The 23,557-nt window shown below is 46.2% G+C and carries 13 protein-coding genes; 9 read left to right on the top strand and 4 right to left on the bottom strand.

From position 1 onward, the window contains the following. Positions 1 to 63 precede the first annotated feature (63 nt). The 8 genes from KUV50_RS11035 (at position 64) to KUV50_RS10995 (ending at position 14,003) form a co-directional block, all read left to right on the top strand. Entirely contained in the window at positions 64 to 2,775 is a 2,712-nt protein-coding gene (locus KUV50_RS11035) for a LuxR C-terminal-related transcriptional regulator (protein WP_222580202.1), read from the top strand. A 207-nt stretch (positions 2,776 to 2,982) separates the two neighbouring features. Continuing rightward, positions 2,983 to 6,018 carry a SusC/RagA family TonB-linked outer membrane protein gene (locus KUV50_RS11030; protein WP_222580201.1) on the top strand — a complete coding sequence of 1,012 codons (3,036 nt, stop codon included), beginning with the start codon at positions 2,983 to 2,985 and terminating at the stop codon, positions 6,016 to 6,018. Positions 6,019 to 6,039: 21 nt separating this feature from the next. Continuing rightward, the gene (locus tag KUV50_RS11025; protein WP_222580200.1) at positions 6,040 to 7,560 is read left to right on the top strand and encodes a RagB/SusD family nutrient uptake outer membrane protein; all 1,521 of its coding nucleotides are present in this window, start codon (positions 6,040 to 6,042) and stop codon (positions 7,558 to 7,560) included. A gap of 33 nt (positions 7,561 to 7,593) precedes the next feature. Next, the gene (locus KUV50_RS11020) at positions 7,594 to 9,384 is read left to right on the top strand and encodes a LamG-like jellyroll fold domain-containing protein (RefSeq protein WP_222580199.1); all 1,791 of its coding nucleotides are present in this window, start codon (positions 7,594 to 7,596) and stop codon (positions 9,382 to 9,384) included. Between the two features lie 211 nt (positions 9,385 to 9,595). Continuing rightward, a complete protein-coding gene (locus tag KUV50_RS11015) occupies positions 9,596 to 11,587 on the top strand; it encodes a glucoamylase family protein (RefSeq protein WP_222580198.1) in 1,992 nt (663 codons plus the stop codon). Next, entirely contained in the window at positions 11,580 to 13,151 is a 1,572-nt protein-coding gene (locus tag KUV50_RS11010; protein ID WP_222580197.1) for a glucoamylase family protein, read from the top strand. Before KUV50_RS11015 ends, KUV50_RS11010 begins: the two co-directional genes overlap by 8 nt. 317 nt (positions 13,152 to 13,468) lie before the next feature. Beyond that, positions 13,469 to 13,756 carry a type II toxin-antitoxin system RelB/DinJ family antitoxin gene (locus tag KUV50_RS11000; RefSeq protein ID WP_222580196.1) on the top strand — a complete coding sequence of 96 codons (288 nt, stop codon included), beginning with the start codon at positions 13,469 to 13,471 and terminating at the stop codon, positions 13,754 to 13,756. Next, positions 13,734 to 14,003 carry a Txe/YoeB family addiction module toxin gene (locus tag KUV50_RS10995; RefSeq protein WP_222580195.1) on the top strand — a complete coding sequence of 90 codons (270 nt, stop codon included), beginning with the start codon at positions 13,734 to 13,736 and terminating at the stop codon, positions 14,001 to 14,003. The genes KUV50_RS11000 and KUV50_RS10995 overlap by 23 nt, the downstream gene beginning before the upstream one ends. Positions 14,004 to 14,397: 394 nt before the next feature. On the opposite strand, the gene KUV50_RS10990 is transcribed toward KUV50_RS10995, so the two are convergent. Together KUV50_RS10990 and KUV50_RS10985 are read right to left on the bottom strand one after the other, a co-directional pair. Continuing rightward, positions 14,398 to 17,562 carry a HEAT repeat domain-containing protein gene (locus KUV50_RS10990; RefSeq protein ID WP_222580194.1) on the bottom strand — a complete coding sequence of 1,055 codons (3,165 nt, stop codon included), beginning with the start codon at positions 17,560 to 17,562 and terminating at the stop codon, positions 14,398 to 14,400. A gap of 169 nt (positions 17,563 to 17,731) precedes the next feature. Next, the gene (locus KUV50_RS10985) at positions 17,732 to 19,261 is read right to left on the bottom strand and encodes a N,N-dimethylformamidase beta subunit family domain-containing protein (RefSeq protein ID WP_222580193.1); all 1,530 of its coding nucleotides are present in this window, start codon (positions 19,259 to 19,261) and stop codon (positions 17,732 to 17,734) included. A gap of 447 nt (positions 19,262 to 19,708) precedes the next feature. Between KUV50_RS10985 and KUV50_RS10980 the strand changes: the two genes are divergently transcribed. Continuing rightward, positions 19,709 to 20,383, top strand: a complete 675-nt coding sequence (locus tag KUV50_RS10980) for a hypothetical protein (RefSeq protein WP_222580192.1) — start codon at positions 19,709 to 19,711, stop codon at positions 20,381 to 20,383. A 5-nt stretch (positions 20,384 to 20,388) separates the two neighbouring features. Here KUV50_RS10980 and KUV50_RS10975 read toward each other — a convergent pair whose 3' ends face one another. Beyond that, positions 20,389 to 21,930 carry a DUF1501 domain-containing protein gene (locus tag KUV50_RS10975; protein WP_222580191.1) on the bottom strand — a complete coding sequence of 514 codons (1,542 nt, stop codon included), beginning with the start codon at positions 21,928 to 21,930 and terminating at the stop codon, positions 20,389 to 20,391. Positions 21,931 to 21,942: 12 nt separating this feature from the next. Then, positions 21,943 to 23,523 carry a DUF1800 family protein gene (locus tag KUV50_RS10970; protein ID WP_222580190.1) on the bottom strand — a complete coding sequence of 527 codons (1,581 nt, stop codon included), beginning with the start codon at positions 23,521 to 23,523 and terminating at the stop codon, positions 21,943 to 21,945. Positions 23,524 to 23,557 lie beyond the last annotated feature (34 nt).

Genomic DNA, 23,557 nt, shown 5'->3' with positions numbered 1-23,557 from the left:
ATCTGTTCAATCTAAATTCTTGATTTTTTCCTTAACTTTCATCGTGCCAACGTCAGAAAAGTAATGCAGCTTGTATCACATATTTACCATCCAAAGATCAGCATTCTCTTCTGTGCTATACTAGTAATCATAGCTCCCTTAATACCTGAAAGCCAACTTCACGCCCAGGAGATCCCGGCTATCCTAAGTTTTGACCGAAGTGATTACCAGGGTGGAAATAAAAACTGGGGCTTTGCAGAAGATGATGCCGGCAATCTGTATGTGGCAAACACAGAAGGCATCATGATCTACAACGGCATGAACTGGCAGATGGTCCACCTGCCCAATCACCGGGTACCACGCAGTATTTTCCGGGGTTTCGATGACCGGATCTATGCTGGAGGATTCGAAACCATCGGATACATCGACCGTTCGGATCCAAGTCAACCGGTCTTTGTAGAAATAGGTCAGAAAATTCTTCAGGGTACAGAAGAAGAAATATGGCATATCACAGGTGATCAGGATCAAATTCTATTTCAATCGTTTTCCATCATGTTGTTTTATGACGGAGATGATTTAGATCTGTACACCCCGCATGACAACATCATGTTTGGACAATGGATTGATAGCCAGTTGTGGGTTCCTCAGATCAATAATGGATTCTACCGATTTGAAGAACACACAGAACACACCGTTCAGCCCCGGAATTTGCCGGAAGACGCCGTCATCACCGGTTTTGAAAAATTCAACGATCAACAGCTGGTTATCGCCACACGGAATGAAGGTTTGTTCTTCTTAAATGATTCCCTCGCAATACCCCTCACCAATGATCTGAATGATCGACTAAAAGCAGATCAAATCAATGAACTCATCCGACTCAAAAATGGAGATTATGCTATCGGCACCATACAAAACGGTGTATTTATAACAAATGATTTCAAAAACGTAAAACACCACCTCAACAAAAAAAACGGCCTAGCCAACAACACTGTACTTTCCTTGTATGAAACACGGACCGGGGCATTGTGCATCGGTCTGAATATAGGAATCAACATTCTTAAAGTCCAGGAACCCGATTTGTACTATTACGATATCGAAGGAAAACTTGGCACTGTTTTTACGGCGGCCTACTATCAAAATCGATTTTACGTGGGGACCAACCAAGGAGTCTTTGTATCCAATGACCAGAAGGAATTTGAATTAGTCCCGGGATCACAAGGCCAGGCCTGGGATCTGATCCTCGCAGGTGGCGACCTTTTGTGCGGGCACAATTCAGGTACGCTGCAACTGGTTGATGACCGGTTCCTTCTGGTATCATCCATTACCGGTGGACTGTATATGCAGCTGATCAATGATCATCAACTCCTCCAATCCACCTACAACGGTCTGGTTCTGCTGGAAAAACAGGACGGTCTTTGGCAGAACCCCACCCGGATATCCGGTACGGATAAACTCGTGGACCGGTTTATATACAAGTCCGGAAAAGTAGTCGGGCTCCATCCCTATTTTGGCCTGGTATTTTATCACCTTGACCTTGATAGCCACCAGATGGTCTATCGTAAAACGTTCCAGAATCTGGAAGCTCACATGGGAAATAACACCTTGGGACTTCTTTCCTTCCAGGATTCCATGCTCGTCCAAATTGATTCCGCTTTTTATGAAATAGGCCAGCATGGATCGATTGAAAATATTTCTTCTTCCTTCCAAGCCTTGATCGATCAGAGGATGGGTGATAAGACCCGATACCATATTCTCAAACCCATCAATAATAATTCCGAACAGAGTCGGCTCATCGCTTATTTCCCCAGTAAAAACATAGTAATCAAAAGCATCGAAGAAGGGTATGTAAAACAACAGCTCCCAACTACTAGTCCATCCGATAACCAATCCGTGATTGCCCTGGATTATGCCCTGGTAAACGGGCGTCTCATCGATCAGACGGAACAGAATCCGGAATTCAATCCAAATGACAATAGTCTTGTTTTTCAATTGGGCAATGCGAATGGCTTTTTGAAAAAAGAAAACAATGTACAGTACCGACTTACACCCTACGATCAGAATTGGAACCCCATCCCTCCTGATGGGACGCTGGATTTTAAACAATTGAATCACGGCATCTACCACCTGGATATCCGCTCGAATGAAAAAAACACGCACCATCTTTACACGTTTACTATTCCACCGCACTGGTACGAATCCTGGCCTGGCGTGTTGACCTTACTGGGGTTCTGCGGACTGCTGGTCTGGCTCGTGAACGAACGCAACAAAAAACGTCTGAAGTCAGAAAAACAAAAATTACTCAAAGAGAAGGAACGGGCATTGGAAGCAGAACGAATAAAAGCTAAAACGGAGAAGCTGGAACACGAATTAGCTTACAAAACCAAAATGTTGGCCAATACGGCAATAACCATGGTCCAGAAAAACAAAATGCTCAACGAACTCAAAGCAGTCATAAAAAAAGAAAGTTCGCGGTCCGATTCCGTTCAAAATGTAAAAGGCAAAGCCATCAAATTAATCGATCGAAATCTGAGAAGCGATGAATCCTGGGAAATATTTGATCGAAATTTTGCAGAGGTCCATGAAGATTTCCTGGACCGATTCAAAGAAACTTACCCCAACATCACCCCCGGGGACCTCCGACTAGCTGCCTACATCCGAATGAATATGTCTTCTAAGGAAATTGCTCCCGTTTTACAGATTTCCGTTCGGTCGGTAGAAAACAAAAGATACCGCTTGCGTAAAAAAATGAACCTGTCATCCGATATCAATCTTTCAGAGCATTTGATGAGGTTCTGATTTCCCCATTTTTTACCACGACTACCAACAACACCCACATTAGGTTGTATATCAACCACTTACAGACTAATAAAACGACCACATAATGGTGGTTTTAAAAGAATGATGAGGTATTTGTGAGGTCAACTAAGTGGACGAATCCTGCTTGGGTATCGTTTTTAACTTATATTTAAGCCTCATTCTCTTTGTGATTAAAATTTAAATCATATGAAACCGAAAAGATTTTTACCGTTCTTTTTTATTGGGTTCTTTTTTTGGATTCTGACGCCATCTCTTCTTGCACAGGATGAAATCACTTATACCGGTCAGGTCACCGCCGGAGATTCGGGGGAACCACTGATCGGTGTCAACATCCTCATTCTACGAACCGGATCAGGCACACAGACCGACTTTGACGGAAACTATGAATTGGTGGCACAACCCGGCGATTCAATCCAGATCAGCTATATAGGGTATGACCCCATTTTATACCAACTGGGTGTAGAAACCCAACTTGATTTTAGCATGGAGTCGGGCAATCAGATGTTGGAAGAAATCATTGTCGTGGGGTACGGCACGCAAAAGCAAAAAGATCTGACTTCATCGATTACTACGGTTAGCTCAGAAGAGATCATGAAAACCCCTACTGGCCAGGCCATGCAATCACTCCAAGGGAAAGTTGCCGGCATGCAAATCGTCAGTAGTGGCGCACCCGGAAGTGCCCCACAAGTCCGGGTGCGAGGCATCGGTTCTTATCCAGGTGGCAACAACGAAGCTCCTCTGTATGTAGTGGATGGCATGTTTTTCGATAACATCGACTTTCTGAACACTTCAGACATCGCTACCATCTCGGTGCTCAAAGATGCGTCTGCAGCAGCTATATATGGGGTGCGCGCAGCGAATGGTGTGGTTCTTATCGAGACGAAATCAGGCCGGCAAGACCAGCCTGCCCAGATCACCTACAATGGATACTACGGGGTGCAGGTAGCCAACAACGTAATGAAAATGGCGAACTCCCAACAATTTACACAAATCATCTCGGAATTGGATCCGGATCGGTTCCCGGATTACCAGTTTATCCTCAATGCCATGCAGCGGTATGGCCGCAGCAGAGTAGACCCCAATATACCCGATGTGAATACGGACTGGTACAGTAAAATCATCCGTCCGGCGCCCATCCAAAATCACAGCATTAATGTTACCGGCGGTGGATCCAGTGCCACCTATGCTCTTGGCGCCAATTTTTTTGGCCAGGACGGTATCCTCGATATGAAAAACGAATACCAACGATTTAACCTAAGATCCAAGGTCGATTACCAGGCACTGGACTGGCTGAACCTGGGCGGGAATATGATACTGAGTAACGGAACCAAGTATTCTCCGGAGAACACAGCTTGGTTCCGAGCCTATCTGGCTGTACCCATCCTTCCCGTGTTGGATGAACAGATCCCCAACGCTTTCCCCGATCCGTATGCCAGTGCCCAGTACCTTGGATACCGAGGAGGTCAAAATCCTTTTCCGGCTATGGAATACAATGACAATAAAGAAAAAATACGAAAGCTACTCGCTAACTTTTACGTAGAAGTTGATCTGATCCCGGATAAACTTTCGTTCAAGACCACGTACAATCATAATTTCACCGCATTGGATCTTCGCAATGTTGACCTGCCTTATTTTAGCAGTCCCGGATTTCAAAATCCGGATGCAGGAATCAGACGAACCTGGTCCACCTTTTCGAACCAAATATGGGATAACATATTGACGTTTAAAGATCAGTACGGCGCACACGGGCTGACCATAATGGGTGGCGCATCCTACCGTGATGAGGCATACTCGCAGCTTGGAGCATCGGCTCGGAACTTCCCGACTGATCGCGAAGAGGCCTGGTACATTGACCAGGCTGAGACCATCGTCGTCGATGCTGTGGGAGATGGAGGAAGTCATCAATATGGGATGTCTTATTTTGGAAGACTTTCGTATAATTTTGATCACAAATACTTATTATATGGTACGTTCCGAGCTGATGGAAGCTCAAAATACCAGCAAAAATGGGGCTACTTTCCGACCGTTGGTGCCGGCTGGGTACTCTCGCAGGAAGACTTTTTTGACGTTGCGGGCATCGATTATCTGAAGCTGAGGGGAAGTTGGGGCGAACTGGGCAATGACAATATACAAGCTTCTGATGGTGCCCGGACGACTCAGGTGGTCAATACGGTCTTCGGCGGACAGATGGTTCCAGGCACGCAAACCTCCAATGTATTCTCTTCCCTAAGATGGGAAGTCGTTGAAGAATTGAATTTTGGGTTGACCGCTAATTTAATGGATAGTCGCATGACGGTGGACGCGGATTACTATACCCGGGACACTAAAAATGCTGCGATCCGGGTTGGAATCCCGCTAATCGGTGGTACGGTTTTAAGAAACGTGGGTGTGATACGCAACGCAGGATTTGAACTGGCGCTCAACTGGACGGACAAAATATCCGACGACTGGAACTATCAGATCGGAGGAAATATATCCACCCTGAAAAATGAAGTCCGGGATCTCTTTGGCCAGCCATACATAGATGGCGGATCGGCCGAATTCCGACAACGATCCATCGTGGGGCAACCCGTTCTGGCCTTTTTCGGCCGTGAAGTGACCGGCGTTTATCAGAATCAATCAGAAATCGAAGCGGATCCCATCGCTAAGGACAACAATCTGGAACCGGGCGATCTGAAATTTAAAGATCAAAATGGGGATGGCGTGATGGATGGTGAAGACCGGGTGATTCTGGGATCGTATTTCCCCGATTTGATGTACGGATTTAATCTGGGCATGTCTTTTAGAAGCTTCAACCTATCGGCGAACTTTATCGGCCAATCGGGGAATTCTATATTAAACCGGAAACGGGGCGAATACATATTTACCAATGACACCAATCTTGATGCAGATTTGGCTGTCAATCGATGGCATGGAGAAGGCACTTCTGACAAATACCCCTCCGCCAATGGATTGCGAAAAGGATGGAACCAAAGTTTGAGCGATTATTACATAGAGGATGGCTCATTCTTCCGAATCCAAAATGTGACCCTGTCCTATACAGTTCCGGGCACTACCCTATTGGGTGGTAATTTTCCTGAAACGACCCTGACCCTGACGGCCGACCGTCCGGTGACTATATTCGACTATAACGGATTCAATCCCGAGGTAGCAGATGGCATAGACCGTCAGACCTATCCCATCCCCTCCGTATACACCGTCGGATTGAACGTTAAATTTTAATCACAACAAAACACGCAAGTGATGAAAAATATATTAATTTCTTTTTGCGCTACAGCAGCACTGTTTATAATGTTTTCCTGCCATGACCGTCTCGACCGGCCAGCAGAGAACCGCACCTTCGAAGAAGCCATCGACTACAGCAATACCAGTGAGATGGATGCACCCCTCATTGGTGCATATGCTGCATTTCAGTCGAGAGGCTGGGAGCAGTTTCCACTGATCTCTGTCCGGGGTGACGATGTCAATAATGGCGGACTGGGTGACCAGCAACCGTTTGCCGACACCGACAAATTTCGGTATGACAAAGGCTACTGGATGTACAATTCACTGTGGCAGACCATGTATTCGGACATCATTGATGGCAATGCTGCCAAAGAACAAATCGATCTCTACGCCGAGCAGGCCACCGGAAGTAATCCGGCGGCGCAATACAAAGCCGAAATCGATGTGCTCAATGCATATTTATTATTTAACATAGCACGAGTGTGGAGTGATGTATTCATCCCGGAAACATCCAATCCATCGGACCTGCTCACCGCAGAAGTAAAGCCCAAAACAGAGGTGATGCAGTATATTGCCGATCAAATGAATGCTGCCATTCCTCTGCTTCCCGATATGCGCCCCAACCAGCGCACAGATTTACCGGGCGGTGTTACCAAGCATACAGCACTCGCAGTCAAAGCTCTGGCCAACCTGGAATTGGAAAATTACCAGGGTGTAGCCGATGCCACTTCGCAAATCATCAATTCAGGCCTTTTCAAACTGTATCCCGATTACTACCAGTTGTTCAAAAAGCCCGGTGAACTCAGTGATGAAAATTTATTACAGTTTCAATATTCAGACTTCGACCAGGGAACCGGCACACAGATCACCTACCTGACCGCGTTTTTTGGACCTCAAAAATGGGAGCCCAAAGTCGAAGGCATCAATGGGGGGTGGGGATTTTATGAACCCAGCCTCAAATACATCAAATTTATGCTGGACCGGGGGGATCGGGAACGACTAGTGACCAGTGTACTCTTCACGCCCAGAGGAATTGAAGAAATCAAAAAAGATCCCAATTATGCCGATTTGCCCGATTGGGTTTCCAATGAAACGCCTTCCGGAGATGTCATTCTGGATTACGCGCGCGCGCTATTTGCTAGTGGTAAACACTATCTTCCTTCAGACCAGATCACCCCCGGCCGAAAGTCATGGGCCAATGCTCAAAATATGAAAGTCATCCGATACGCCGAGATACTATTGATGCATGCCGAGGCACTAACCCGCGGTGCCACCAGTACGGCCATCACAGCTGATGCAGCAGTCAATCTCGTGCGGGAAAGGGCCGGAATGACACCTCTTTCGGGGGTCACTAGCGCACAAGTCCTGGACGAAAAGCTGGCCGAATTGGGTATGGAGTGGGGTATCCGGTACTACGATATGCTCCGGACAGAAAATTACGATGAATTAAGCTATGGAGGCCGTGACTTCAGTGCAGATAAAGCCTATCTGCCCTATCCTCAAGCTCAGGTGGATGTATTACCTGGACTCAGTAAATAACAGACTCCCGTGTTCACACAAAAAACATACAAAATGAAAATGACTAAATATTTCTTATCGGTTTTATCGCTTCTTTTTGTTTTCTACAGCTGCAATGAAGGCATCGACGACATCATACCTGTGAATCCGGGACCCGATGAAACGGCACCGGTAGTGAATGTGAAATATCCACAAGAAGGAACCCAGATTCGTGTGCTGGAAGAGGTGACTTCCATTGAGATTCAGTTTGAAGTAGAAGATGATATCGAGATCGGCGAGATTGAACTTCTCATGGATGGAAGTCAGATCGCTTCGTTCTCTGATTTTAAAGATTACCGGAGAGCCAGCGAAGCATACACCTATGAAAACCTGACCAACGGCGCACATGAACTCACCGTCAAAGCAAGCGATCTTTCGGGAAAGACCACCGAAAAGACTGTGAACTTTGAGAAGGTCTCGCCGTATACGTCTTTGTACGAGGGGGAGATGCTCTATATGCCTTTCAATGGAGATTATATTGATCTGGTCAACCTTCAGCCAGCTACTACTGTGGGCAACCCCGGATTTGCCGGTGAAAGCGTGATCATGGGAGATGGGCAAAATGCCTACGCAGGAGCCGAAGGTTCTTATCTGACGCTGCCGGGTGATCAGTTTCACAGTGAAACTTTCTCGGCCGTATTCTGGATGAAAGTGGATGCCGTACCAGACCGCGCAGGAATTCTGGTCATGGGCCCACCCGACCCCAACAATCCAGACAAACAAAACAACAGGAAATCCGGATTTCGGTTTTTCCGGGAAAATGCAGGTGGCATGCAACGATTCAAGCTCAACGTTGGAAATGGAGAAGCGGATACCTGGGTCGATGGCGGTGCCGCTGCAGATGTAGATCCTACTCTGAACGAATGGACTCACATGGCTTTTACCATATCAGAGGACAAAGCATCGGTCTATATCAATGGTCAAGTAGTCAAAGAAGTAGATATTGCAGGGATTGACTGGGCGGGCTGTGATATTCTGTCGATCATGTCCGGAGCACCCCGGTTTACCGGATGGAGCCACCTATCGGATCAAAGCTACATGGACGAATTGCGATTATTCAACCGGGCATTGGCCGTCGAGGAAATCCGCGATATCATCGCTGTAGAATCCGGTGAAATCATCAACGATTATGAACCGAAATACGGGGAGATATTCAATATGCCTTTCGAAGAGGAGTATGTAGATCTGGCTACAAAAACGTCGGCAACCGTAATTGGCACACCCGGTTTCACAGAAGGGAAAGCAGGTAAAGCGTACCAAGGAGCGGCCGATTCTTACCTGACCTTCCCGGCAGACGGTCTTTTGAATGATGAATTCAGCGCATCCTTTTGGATGAATATTAATGCAGATCCGGATCGTGCCGGAATATTGGTCATAGGTCCGGAAGATGCTGACAATGCGGACTATCCAACGAAGCAAAATAACCGCACCTCCGGATTCCGGTTTTTCCGTGAAAAAGCCGGCGACAATCAACGTTTTAAGCTGAATGTTGGCAACGGGGAAAAAGATACCTGGGTGGATGGCGGCGAAGCTGCTGATGTAGATCCTTCCACCGGAGATTGGGTACACTTCGCATTTACCATTTCACAGGAAAAAGCAGCGATATACATTAACGGCGATTTGGCCAAAGAACAGGACCTGGAAGGTCTGGACTGGACAGGGTGTGACATCCTGTCCATCATGTCGGGCGCCCCGCGGTTCTCGGGATGGAATCATTTGTCCGATCTGAGCGCTCTGGATGAATTGAAGATTTTTGATAAAGCTCTGAGTCAGGATGATGTATTGGAGATCATGAATGGGGAGTAAATATTGATTGTTGATTGTTGATTGTTGATTGTTGATTGTTGATTGTTGATTGTTGATTGTTGATTGTTGATTATTAATGGTTAGTGGTTAATTACAAAAATAAAATTTGAATAAAAGTTAGAATGAATCCAATATTGATCAGGCTGATGGTTGGCATATGGAATGGTCTCATCGAAAACACCGACCTCATAGAGGTCACATTTTTTCAGAAATGAGAACCAAGAAAAAAATTCGACCTCAGCGACGTCGCAAAATATGGCTCCTGGTTTTCTTATTCGCTGGTACATTCATTTCATGCAAGAAAGAGGATGTACCGGTGCCCGAGCCCCCCGCGCTAACCATCCAATATGCCCGGCTCGGAGCAGAATCAATATTGCACGGGAGCACGGTAGCACCATATGGAAATATAGTGGTTGGATTTTCAAAACCGGTAGTTGCTGAGTCGGAAGAATACTTTCGGGTGCTCGAAGAATCCCGTCCCATCGAGACCAATGTCTCCTGGTCCACGAACCGAACAGAAGTAACACTGACTAACCCAGATTCCTGGAAAGAAGGAGAAAAATATAGCGTCATTCTAAGCCCGGCAATTTCGGCGGAAGATGGAGGTACTTTTGCAGGAGACACCCTCACTTTTTCGATCATCGTAGGAGAGTTAATGTTGACATTAAGAACCAGAAACGGTGACGTTCTGGACCGGGGAATACGAAATGCCGGAATTGCTTTACTACCTGCCTTGGACCTGATCCTTTCCCATCCTGTGCCGGAGTCTGTGATGCAAAACAATATATCCTGGTCAGGCTCCGGACCAGCGGCACTTATACTCACCGCTACTTCGGACACATCCTATCTCTTGACTACGGACCATCCATTGCCTTACTATACCTCTTATACATTGACTTTTTCCGGCGACCTGGCAGAGGACACCGGTCGTCCTTTTGTCCCCGTCACTTATGAGCTCTTCACAAAACTGGATTCGACCTATAAATTCCAGGAACTAACGGATGAAGCATTACTTACTTTGATACAGAAACACACATTCAAATATTTCTGGGAAGGCGCTGAACCGAACAGCGGTATGGCCCGAGAGCGCAACAGCAGTGCCAACACCGTGACCACGGGCGGGACGGGGTTTGGTCTGATGGCCATGATCGTTGCAGTAGAACGGGGATTTATCACCCGGGAAGAAGCGGTAAAACGATGGCAAAAAATATTTAATTTCCTGGCATCAGCAGATCGCTTCCATGGTGCTTGGCCCCACTGGCTCAATGGCGAGACAGGAAAGGTCAGACCTTTCAGTCAGAAGGATAACGGGGCAGATTTAGTTGAAACCGCCCTTCTCACGCAAGGGGTTTTGACAGTACGGCAGTATCTGGATCCTGATCTTTCCAAAGAAAGAGCGTTAATCGATCAGATCAATATGCTGTGGCGGAACATCGAATGGGACTGGTTTACCAAATCGGATGATAATGTGCTGTTCTGGCACTGGTCGCCGGACTACGAATGGGAAATCAATCTTCCCATTCGGGGTCACAACGAGACCCAAATCGTCTATGTCCTGGCTGCTTCATCACCAACCCACACCATTGATAAGAGCGTTTATGACGAAGGGTATGCCCGTTCGGGAGGAATGAAAAATGGGAACACCTACTATGGATACCCCCTTCCGTTGGGTCCCGAGAAGGGAGGACCGTTGTTTTTTGCACACTATTCTTACGTGGGCATGGATCCCCGAAACCTAAAGGATCAATATGCAGATTATTGGGGCCAGAATAAGAATCATACGTTCATCAACCAGGCCTACTGCATCGAGAACCCAAAGCATTTTATTGGGTATTCGGCAGATTGCTGGGGACTGACCGCCAGTGATGAGAAAGGAGGCTATTCCGCCCACAGTCCCACCAATGACCGGGGCGTGATCACTCCGACAGCGGCTCTCTCTTCCTTTCCATACACACCGGAAGAATCCATGCAGGCCCTACGTCATTTTTATTACCTATTGGGGGATCGGTTGTGGGGTGATTACGGATTCTATGATGCATTCAACATCGGCGAGGAATGGGTCGCCGACTCCTATCTGGCGATCGATCAGGGGCCGATCATCTGCATGATCGAAAATTACCGAACGGGGTTGCTGTGGGAGCTGTTTATGAGCGCCCCTGAAATACAAAATGGATTAGAAAAACTAAACTTTACCTATGAATAAGAACTATCGGTTGAATCATCCCAATGAGAAAGAAGAGGGAACTACTACTATCAATAAATCTCTTAGCACCCAGAACTTCAACATTTGCAGTAGCCCAAGTAGCGGCGACTTCAGTCGCCGAATGGCCGTCGGCTATCTTTTTAATCCGCGGTTGTCCCATGCGGATGACTCTGTGAAACCACCGCTAATTAAAATCAAGAGAAGAATTAATGATCCTTATCGTACATTTTGTACACTTGGCTACTGTCTCTTGTTCGTAGCATTTATATTATTCCTCCCCTCCTGCAACCGCAAGATTGCTGAAAAACCCTTGTCACACCACGGCCTCCTGGACAAAGTACAGGAACAAACCTTCAATTACTTCTGGGAAGGCGGCGAACCCATATCAGGAGGCGCCCGGGAAAGGATTCACATGGACGACGTATATCCCAACCACCCAAAAGACATCATAACTTCAGGTGGAACCGGATTTGGAATCATGGCTACACTGGTCGGAATAGAACGGGGATTTATTACCAGAGAACAAGGCTACGAAAGACTGTTAAAACTCACCAATTGGCTGGCTACATCGGACCGATTTCACGGTGCCTGGCCACACTGGTGGATGCCCGATGGCAAAGTGACCCCTTTTAGTAAATACGACATTGGTGGTGATTTGGTGGAGACTGCCTTCCTGGTGCAAGGTTTGTTAACAGCGCGTCAGTATTTTAAAAAAGGCAATGCGAAAGAAAAAGAACTGGCGCAGAAAATGGATGAATTGTGGCGGGGGGTAGACTGGAAATGGTACACCAGGGGTGAAAATGTGCTGTACTGGCACTGGTCCCCGGAATACGAATGGAAGATGAACTTCCCCGTCCATGGGTATAACGAGTGCTTGATTATGTATGTGCTGGCAGCAAGCTCACCGACCCATGGGGTAGACGCAGCCGTTTACGAAGAAGGCTTTATGATGGATGGGAAAGTGGTGAGCAACGATAAGCACTATAGATTGCCGGAGGTACTGTACCACTATGGTAACGCAGACCGTATGGTGGGTCCTCTGTTTTGGGCACATTATTCGTATCTTGGACTGAACCCGCAAGGTCTGAAAGATCAATACGGCGACTTTTGGAAACTCAATCAAAATCATGCACTTATCCAATACCGGTATTGCGTGGATAATCCCAATGAATGTGAAGGCTACAGCGATTCGTGCTGGGGGCTGACCTCCAGTTATTCGATCAAGGGTTATGCCGGTCACAACCCGGATAATGATTTGTGCGTGATCTCACCCACGGCCGCATTGAGTTCATTTCCTTACACCCCGGAAGAAAGCAATCGCTTTCTGCACTTTCTCTATGATGACCATCCCGAGTTGATCGGCGAGTATGGACCTTATGATGCGTTCAGCCTGGAGAATGATTGGTTCACGCCGCGCTATCTGGCGATCGATCAGTTACCCATCCCGGTGATGATCGAGAATTATCGAACAGGGTTGTTGTGGGATCTTTTTATGTCGGCACCGGAGATACAACAGGGATTGGATAAACTGGGGTTTGAGTATCTTAAGGCTAAATCTTATTAGGATAAGTACAAAAATGAATTCAGATTACATCAAACAGATTTATTTAGGACGAAAGTTCAAATCGCATATTTTATATTTTATCAGGTATCAGATCCAAATGAACTAAAAATCATCAGAATCCTTCACGAGAAAATGGACATCCCAAATATATTGGAGGATTAAACTACTGTTATAAAATCAACACATATCTGCTTTTTATTTTCAGGATATACAACAGCACAGTCCGGTTTTAGGCTAAGAAAGAGAGAAGCGAAAAAATAAATTTGGCCAGATAAATCATTTGTATCACTTTTGATACCAACAAATATAATAGAACAATGGCTGGCAAAATAATTACCACCCGAGTGGATCCGGAAGTACTAGGTGATGCAGAGGAAATACTGACTACCCTTGGTATAAGCCGATCTGTAGCAATCAACATGTTTTACCGGATGGTGATTTTTAAGAAAGGGTTGCCATGGGATCCTAAACTCGATGAAACAGAGTATATCCAGATGAATGAAAATCTTGTAGAGCAAATCGAGAAAGGATTGAAGGACTTTGAAGAAGGAAAATTTTTTCCAGCACCATCCAGCATGACAGATGAGATCAATAGCCTTTCATAACAGGTCATTTCAGGAATATGAAAAGCTTCGACAAAAGAACAAGAAGTTGCATATAAAACTGTTAAAAATCCTTGTCGAGATGCAAAGAAGTAATCCATGGGAAGGTACTGGGAAACCGGAAATGTTGAAAGGAGAATATTCCGGATTATGGTTGCGACGGCTCAATGCAAAGGATAGATTGATTTATCGATTTGACGAGAAGACGATTTATATTTTTGCGATCGGCGGCCATTTTGATGATCATTAGTTTGGAGAGATAGAGCAGCCAGCTTCATTTAACTATTTATCATCTGACCCCAATAGTACTCACCCGCCTGTTGCCATAGGTTTATTCGATGGAGTACAGTTTGGTTAGTAAATATCGCTATAGTACGTGCTGTGTTACGCAGCGTATGCGGCACAAACTCTGCGAAAATCTGAGAGATCAACGGGCAATATAGTATCGAGGATTTAATTCCCTACGGTCTAATACCATTTGTATTTGATCATGCCGTATAAGATTTTGTAAAGATTTTCGAGGAAAAAAACGGAGGTATAGCTGGAGTTACACCACGTATTTTGACGAAGAGAATCGAAGTATATTTCGGAATATATGCGGCAATTACGAATTCAAATGGTATAAGTCAAACGCTCCAAGCGTCTTACTCTGACAACTCCAGCAGCCGGTCCACCGTATAGGGTAGTGCTTCCATAAATGCGATTAGATCGGAAAGTTCCTGATTCGAAAGCGCCTGATCCAGTCCGGGGGGCATCAAAGATAGGTCTCCGGGCTCCATAGAAAGTATATCTTCCCTCGCAATCCGGATTTCCTGACCCGGCGCCGTTTTGACAACGACCACATCTTCCGCCAAGGATTCTTTCAACACCCCGGTATAGGTTCGCTCCGCTGTTTTTATGACATAAGTTTCATATTCCCGGGCAAAACTGACACTCGGGAAGGCAATAGCTTCCAACAGATCATGCTTCGAACGAATGGCGCCAATATTGGTGAGGTCCGGTCCGAAATCATCGCCATCCTGTCCGATGGCATGGCAGGTGGAACAAATCGCTTTTCCAAAAAACAAATCCCGACCCCGCCCAACATCTCCCTTAACCAATCCTTCTTCCATCGCATGCAGTTGACTCAACCGGTTCGCATTTTGTTGACGCAATGTTTCCATCAGTGGTTCTGCAGATTGCTGCACCGAAGTGGGATACCCCTTCAATACGTTGGTCAAATCCTGTTCTGAGAGCGCACCCAACAAATCCTGTTGTTTCAAAAGAGACCCCACCACCAACTCACCGATCTCTGCGGTAGAATCTTTCTCAAAAACACGTACTAATCCTGGAAATACTACTTCATCTGCTTCCGGCAAACTGGATTTAGCCAATAGAACCAGCTGATCCTCGTTCAATGAAGCCCGGTCCATAACCTGTATGGCCGATCGTCGAACGGGCATCGAAAAGGTAGAGTCCATATAGGACTGAACCTGGCCAAACTCCTTTTCGGACAACTCAGGCTGGCTGGTCAATCGGGCGTTGAGGACTTTAAGATACAATGCAGGTTCCTGTGCGGAGGAGGCTAATAAGTTCGTTAATTCGGGCTCCAATTCCTCGATTTGACGAGTCTCTATCACACTCAAAGCGGTGGACCGTACCACTTCTGAAGATGATTGCAGCTGTTTCCCCAGACTGACAATCCATTCTTGCGGTACCGATCCGGCGCATTGCCTCATCACACCGAGCAGCGCCAGCCGAACGGGCTCCGAGGAAGACGACCGGGTCAGTGTCTGACGTATATACGATTGCATTTCAGAATCTCCGCAAAAGGAAATCATTAGATTTTTCAAATCATCCAATTCTTCTTCACTGAGCGTTTTTGCATTCAATCTCCCTTTCAGATAATCGGTGACCATCGAAGACCATTCACTGTGATGCCGGGTGACCCATATCCCCGCTTCTTGCAGTGGTTTCTCTTCACTATCCAAAAACGGGCGAACTTGTTCTTTGGTCAGCGGTGAGTCATCCAGCTGATCCAAAACCATCAAGGCTGTTATTCGGACCGAAGAAGAAGTGTGGTTCAATGCTGAAACCATAGGATCGGTTTGATTCAACGTAATCAGCGCATACCGTATAGCATGCAGCAAAAAACGATCTTCAGCATTCACAGAAGCTTCAATCAAGGCAGGCACAGATTCAGCATCTCCAATCTGACCAAGCGCAGTGGCTGCCTGACGACGAACAGGCAGAGAAGGGTCGGTCACTACAAGATTCATCAACGTGGAAACAGCCTGCTGATCTTTAGCTAATCCGCTTAAGCGGGCGGCCGCTGTACGAACCTCGGCCTTGGCATCCAACAATCCGGAGCGAACCCGTTCGTTTCCTTTTTCCGTACCGATCCGATGCAGTGCATAAATTGCCTCCAGCCGTACTAATTCATCTTCAGATTCATATAGAGTGGACAAGCTTTCCGTTGATGTACCACCCAGCGCTATCAAATGTTCCAGTGCCTTTTTTCGAACCAGGGGTCGATCATCTTCGACAAATGTGAGCGTTTCCTCCGGGGTCATTTCTGAAAATGCGATAGTGGTGCCCCAGGGATCCTTCTTTTCAGGCGTACCATTTTTCTTGATCCGATATATGCCACCCGGCACATTCGGCTTGGCAACCCGGGACAAAGGACACCCCTTGATAAACCAACCACCCGTCACGACGACCAGCATATTTCCATTTCCATCTTGAAGGACATCGGTTGGATGAATATCCGGTAAGTTGGCTGACAAAAAGGTTTCTTCCTCGGAAACGTAAGAACTTCCTTCCGGACGAATGTTATGACGCAAAATTTGACCCGTATTAAAAATAGCACTAAACCACGCCCCCTCATAATCCGACCCCCACTGATCTCCCCGAAACCGGACAATCCCCGAAGGAGCCACCCGGGGCATTTTCGTCACCACCGGCATGAGATCACCGGTCAGCTTTAGTTTATCTTCCGCAATCACAGCCTGTGGTTTGGGATAAACGCCTCCCTTTACCCAATGCATTAAAGCATCCCGCTGGCCATCCGCCGGATCCCGGAAGTAGGTCATGGTGCCGATGGGATCCCCGGAAGGCATAAAATCAATTTCTATACTGTTATCAAACCCACCACCGCTCAGCCACTCCAATTCACTCCCATCCGGAAGACAGCGCCAGATTCGGGCACCTTTGCCCTGAAACCGAACCCCTTCCTGCGAAGTGACATCAAATCCCCGTCGTGCCCCCGCCATGTAGAATCGGCCATCCGGCCCCATAAACGGACCGCTAAGAATAGCTCCATTCACATTTAGGGTCCAACCTGTGAGTACAACCTCTCGTTCATCTGCTATCCCATCCCCGTTCGTATCCGTCAATTTTAACAAATCCGGAGAAGCCACGACATACAGACTGCCATCGTGAAATGTACCCCCCATCGGAAAAGGAATCTTATCCGCATAAACCGTCGATTCATCAAAAATTCCGTCCTGGTCCGTGTCTGTAAGCAGACGAACCTGGTAGGACGGTTCAGCAAGCATATCTTCGGTACTCATCTCATTGGCCTCTGTAGATTCAAAAACAAACAGTCGACCATCCGGATCAAAGCTGGCAAAAAACGGATAAGCAATCAAACTGGAATCTACCACAGGCTCTATGGTGAATCCTTCCGGTACATTAAAACCATTATTTGGAGGTTCCGGTGACGTACACGCTGACACAAAAAGGATCAGTATAATTAGGACCAAGGCGGAGGGTATATACCGCACCTTAAAATGAGAATTTACTGGCTCTGTGCGTTTTCTATTTTTCATATGCTCTATTATTCTCCCAATGTAGGAAATTGAAAATTAATCACCGCTAAAACGGGTGAATAGTCAAACCGACACTATTCAACACAACACCTATTATTTGCTCTTATAATCAACATTATCAACGATTTATTCTTGGAAGGTCTTTGTGTAAAATCCATCCAAGACCGATTTATTTTATAGACCGATTCAAAAGATTGTGTGTGATTTGCTGCACCCGTTCATCCGGCCCGTGCGGACGGCTAAAATGGGACCAGGGCAAGGTGTGCCCGGGTGGCCGGCTCAATCCCTGGCACCAAAATATAGTGGAGGCATTGAATACAAAATTATTTTTGGGACCGGGGTAAAGGACGGCAGACCAGGTTTGTGGATTGTCACCACCCTGCCAGGCGGTTCCAGAGGCCACAACTTCCAGACCGGGTATGTCCGGCGGATCCCCATGGTATTCCCACCCCACCAATCCAGGGATGCCATCTCCTTTCCGAATTTTCGTTTTATCAAAAATCCAATGATCCGGGTTCGTGATCACCCAATCACCCCCACCGTTCACCGGACTAATGTTTCGCACGCCCATCAAATACCCTTCATCGGGCCCTCGCTCAGGAAACGGGCCGTGTCGTTCTTCTCTCAGCACAGCGTATTTGTAATCACCGCCATAGGGTCCGCCACGAAATAGCGTCCGGTTCTCTTTTCCGCTGCTATTGGGGGTAAATGGAGATACCCAACACACAGAATTACCGGAAAAAAATAATAAGTTGATCCCCTGATCTCTCATTTTCTCCACGCTGCGATATTGGCGGATATCCCAATATTCATCGTGGCCGACACTCAAAAAGGCTTTGCATTTCAATCCGCGATCCGGTGTAACCAGATCGCTATTGGAACAATAGGTCACATCGTAACCGTGCTTTTCCAGGAAGTACGCCATGGGAAATTCGAAGGATAAATACTCGCCGGATCCAAAAGACAGGGGATCATTGACTATCGCATTGTACTGGGACTGACGGCCATAGGGTCGGTCGAAGCTGACTTTTGCCCAGGGCCCTTGAATCCCTTTGGGGTCTGTATAGACAGAGTATTTATCGGGCCATCGATTGTAGGCTTGCCAGGTATTGTCCGAGCACTGAAATAGTACATCGGCTGGCCGATCGTCTTTAACGATAAAAACAACATAGCTCTGCCAATACGCGTCCGAAGCATCGGTCTGTACCGTGCTCAGTCGCCCCAGATATACGCCACTGACCCAATCTTCTTCGATTTCTACACTCAAGGCCGGATCCCACTGACATTCATGAATGTTTTTTTCGCCCGGTTCAGGCGTCTTTTGAATGACGCCCTGGAACGGACCCAGTTTTTTCATTAACCGGGCGCCTTTTCCATCATAGTAACCGGTTCGAAAAATCTCTACCGTGAATTCCCGGACCGGATCGGTGGAGACCATGATATCGATGGTCTCTCCGGCCCGAACACTTTGCCGAGAACAATACCCTTCGATCCAGGGCATGCGCTGACCGGATTGGTCAGGCCGCACCCGGGTGAGTTGCCAGTCATCTGAGCCAGGCTTCCCGTTTTCGATAGAAATTACTTTGGATCGTTTTTCACCACTTGAAATGGTGGTCGACGAGAATGGCAACGAAGCGCCAACCCCGGCTAAGGTGGCCTTTTTTATAAACTCTCGTCGTTCGTTTTTCTCGATACCCATAGAAGATGTTTATGTATTTTTCAAATATAAGAAAAGTTAACAAAGACTTTTCGACTTATTTGCACTGCTCTTCTCTAATGCAGTTTCTAATTCTATGCTTTCACGGGTACAGGGTATGGTTGTAATGGCTTGGGTATTTGTGGAGAAGAATTCAAACAGCCTGCATATTACCAACATACACACAAGTTGCATTAAGTGTAATTTCGTACAGAACAAGATGACAAATTCAACGTCTTACGAGTTTATTGACTAAACCTTAAAGACCCACCAATTAAAAGAGGGATGACTTCGGTATCTCTTTTAAAAAATATATCAATAAACTGTGATTAATCTACCAACAGAACTTAATTTAGTATATTGAATGCTTAATTCGAAATTAAGTTAGGTTAGAACAAATCTGAACTAACATCATTTAAGCTGCTATTTAATTATGTAAAAAACCACAAAATGAAACAAGGTATTTTATTATCAATATTGTTATTACTATTCTGTACATCTATGAATTCTCAGGATTTGACTAATTCCAATAATACTATTGTCAGATTCAGTGTAACTTTTACCGGCATACTGGACAAAATGGACCCCTATGAAGCTTCGACAAAAAAAGAAGAAGCGATCCTCAAAAAGAATAAAGAGAAGCTGTATCAAATCCTGTATGATCAAATGTATGGGTATTTTACTGATAAGTTGTCAGATAATCAAGTCCAAATTGAAGATATTGCCGTATTGACTGATCGCGGGGTCATCTATCTCAAGGAGGGATACCCCAATCCAATGTCTGCAAAAAGTGCGATCAAAAAAGCTAATAAAAAGGGGCATACCACGGATTATTATCTGGATGTTCGGATCTCAGTTGGCGCAACACTAGATGTTCTTGGTGGGAAACTGACACGCCAGGTAAAACCTACATCCACGGTAATCATTAATGTATTGGACAATGAAGGGAATAAGCTTGTAAAGCTGGAAGAAACGATAAAAGCAGAGAAACGACTGAAATCTACACAGGTTGTTTCTTCAGGGGGTGGATTTGATAAAATGGATGCTGATCATTATCCTCTGCTTGTTAGTGCGCTCACTCCAATATTGCATGATTGCATTGATAGTGCTGTAGAGCAGTTGTAGTTGCTTCATTGAACGATCACCTTCTTGCTTTGTGTCGAAATGGCTTGATGCACACGGAGGACATAGGCTCCTGCGGGAACAGATGATATATCGACTGATTTTTCAATGCTTTTCGATCCGCTACCGTACAGGGTCCATTTTTTAATTTGACTACCCTGGAGGTTAATTAATTGAGCATTGACCTCTTTTGATTCAATTCCATCCAGCCGGATGAGCAACTCACCACTGGCGGGGTTGGGGTATACATCAACCTCAAAAAAATCCTTACTTCGCACCCCAGGTTCTTTAGCACTGCGCACGCCACAGCCTGGTCTTAAAAGATCCACGTGCTCTGGCGCGTGATCTGGAAGTAAAGTGGGTAGATCGGACGCCGGGACCGCAAACCAATCACTCAGGATGGAACCATATATATTTCGAAAATCTATTTCATACGGGACCCCGTCTTTGGGGCTCACTTCGGGATCGATCACCGGATTGGTTCCGATAATAGAATTCTGAAGGCATGATCCGAATAAAAACATCGGTGCTGCATCTCCATGGTCCGTTCCAAAACTCGCATTGGACCGGATTTTCCGGCCAAATTCGGAATACGTCATTGCCAGTACCCGGTCTTCCAGGCCAAGCAATGCCAGATCATCCCAGAATGCTTCCAGCGCATCGCCGAGGGTCTGCAACAATCCTGGAAACGTCCCTTCCAACGGATTGCCACCATTGACCTGACCAGCATGCGTATCAAACCCCCCGAGCGATACAGTATAGACAGGACTTTGCAGCCCACCCGCCATCAATGTGGCGATCGTACGAAGCTGTTCTGCCAGTGGATTATTGGCCGGATATTTATCAGACATGCTCTTTCCGGCATTGTATTTTTCTTCAAAAAGTGCTCCATATACATTGTTGGCTTTTATCGTGGAATGGATGAAATTCATGTTTTTTGCAAAGGCTCCGTCTCCCCAGTCATATGCTTCTCCATAGGGAAGTTCATTGATCTGTGTGGGATCTTTTAAGGAAACACCATGATTGGTGGCTAAGCCCTGACATGTCTCCGAAACCGTCCGGCCCAGACTTACGGCCCATGGATACTCGACCGGTTCTCCGGATGCCATTTGATCGACATACCGGCCGACCCATCCTGTATCGAGGTATTCATTGGATTGAGAGGCAGTATTCCAGATGTCGGTCGATCGAAAATGGGATCGATTTTGAAACGGGTACCCCACATTTTGCACCACGGTCATTCTATTCTTCTCAAACAGCGAATGAAACCCGGTCAGGCTTGGATGAAAACCGTTTTTATCCCCCGCTTTAAGAAAAGCTTTTTCATCAGGCAGGATATTGGAACGGACCGCCTGGAGAGCACCGTACTGATCTATGGGGATAAAAGCATTGAGCCCGTCACATCCCCCGATCAGCTGAATAATAATCAGTACCCGATCCGTTTCCATTTGCATAAGCCGGGGGCCCCAAAAACCTGAGAATCCCGGAAGACCCAGCCCGACCGGAAGCGTTATAGCAGAAAAGTTTTGTAAAAATTGTCGCCTGTTCATAATCCGTGTTTTTTAGATCACCTGATAATCGGGTAAGGAAATAATGTTGTAAGCCAGAAACTTCAACTTGTCATTTAGGGAGCGTTTCAGCTTTCCATCCGATGGATTATTGAGGTACTGATTGTACTCCACCGTCCATTCATAATCCGGTAGTCCCGGGATAAATAGTTCTTTCAGCTGGATAATTTGTTCATCGCTCAGTGGCTTCGGCAGCATGAACAAGGTCAATTCCCGAACCAGTTCAGTGGGATCTTCGGGTTTTTCAAATTCTTCCAAAAGTTGAAGCATATTGGCTCCAAAACGACTTTCATCAAACCGGGTGTTAATTTTTAGCAAACGCTGGGCATATTCATTTCGGTTGCTAAGAGAAGTTGTCGTAATCCAGTGCTGATACCAGGCCGGGCTCTGGTAATATGCCTTCCAGCCTGCCACCTGAGGGATATTGAAAAAAGCCTGTCCCAACAAATTCGTTGTGTAGTAAACAGACCGGAAGCCTTGGAAGTACTTTTCGGATTGGTCATCCAATTCAAATGAAATATGGTAATATAGCGGCAGCAGAAACTCGAGCGGGGATTTTATGATCGAGCCACAGAATGCTTCGTCATAAAGCACCTGACTGTTCAGCAAGGCCTGAAGTGCCGGTCTGATTTCGTAACCAGAATCAAAGATGAGCTCCCCCATGGGCTGGATGACATTGGCTTCGGTCTCTTCGTCAATATCAGAACCCACAAACCAACGAAAAAGCTTGCGGCTGATAAAATTGGCCGTTTCTTTTTTACTAAAAATGATATCGATAACCCGCCGGTATTCCTGTTCTTCCAGATTGGGTATTTTTTCATGGTCAAACCGTGCGGACAATGTTTTGGTGGACTTATCATGTCTGTTCGTTCTGAAAAAGGAACCAATATCACTTCGCTCCTCGCTGAAATATCCATAGTCCCGCCACCCCGTCAGGCATTTGGCAATCGCCTGCACATCCTGTTCGGTGTAGTTCGAATAATCCCCTTCACCAGCTAATTCGCCTTTTCCGATCGTAAACAGTTCCAACAATTCCCGGGCAAAGTTCTCATTGGGATTTCTACTGGTGTTTTTATTCCCGTTCAAGTACCTTAGCATGGCGGGATGGATGGTCATCTCATAGGTCAGATGCTTAAAGTTGCCCAGCGCATGCTTATGCAGCAAAATGTAATAGTCATAATCAAACCGGAGATCATTCACCTTTGCAATAGGAAAATGATTGTGCCAAAAAAGGATCATTTTTGGATAGATCAAGGCATCCTTTCGCGTCATCTCATGGATCACCCAAGAGATCAAACTATTCCGGCGAAACCGGACAGCCTCTTTATTCTTGCGTGGATAGGGCTTATTCACCCAGGTCTCTCCTATTTTTACATACGGATCGTCCGAAAAATCAATATTGACAGGTGGCTCCGGAACGGACCGTTTCTTCAGTAACGTATTAACCACCTCCTCGCGTGACAGCTTTGATCCTTCATTCCACATGGATTTGCTGTATCCCATCATCGTACGATTCAATAAGGTTCGAAGGTTTGCCGGATTCCAGTCGCTGGAGAAGGGTTGGAGAGTTTTCATAAGTGCTTTTATTGATAACGCAACCTTAACATTC

The sequence above is a fragment of the Membranihabitans marinus genome, assembly GCF_019802045.1.
GTDB lineage: Bacteria > Bacteroidota > Bacteroidia > Chitinophagales > Saprospiraceae > Membranihabitans > Membranihabitans marinus_A.
This window is presented reverse-complemented; position numbering and strand designations above follow the sequence as displayed.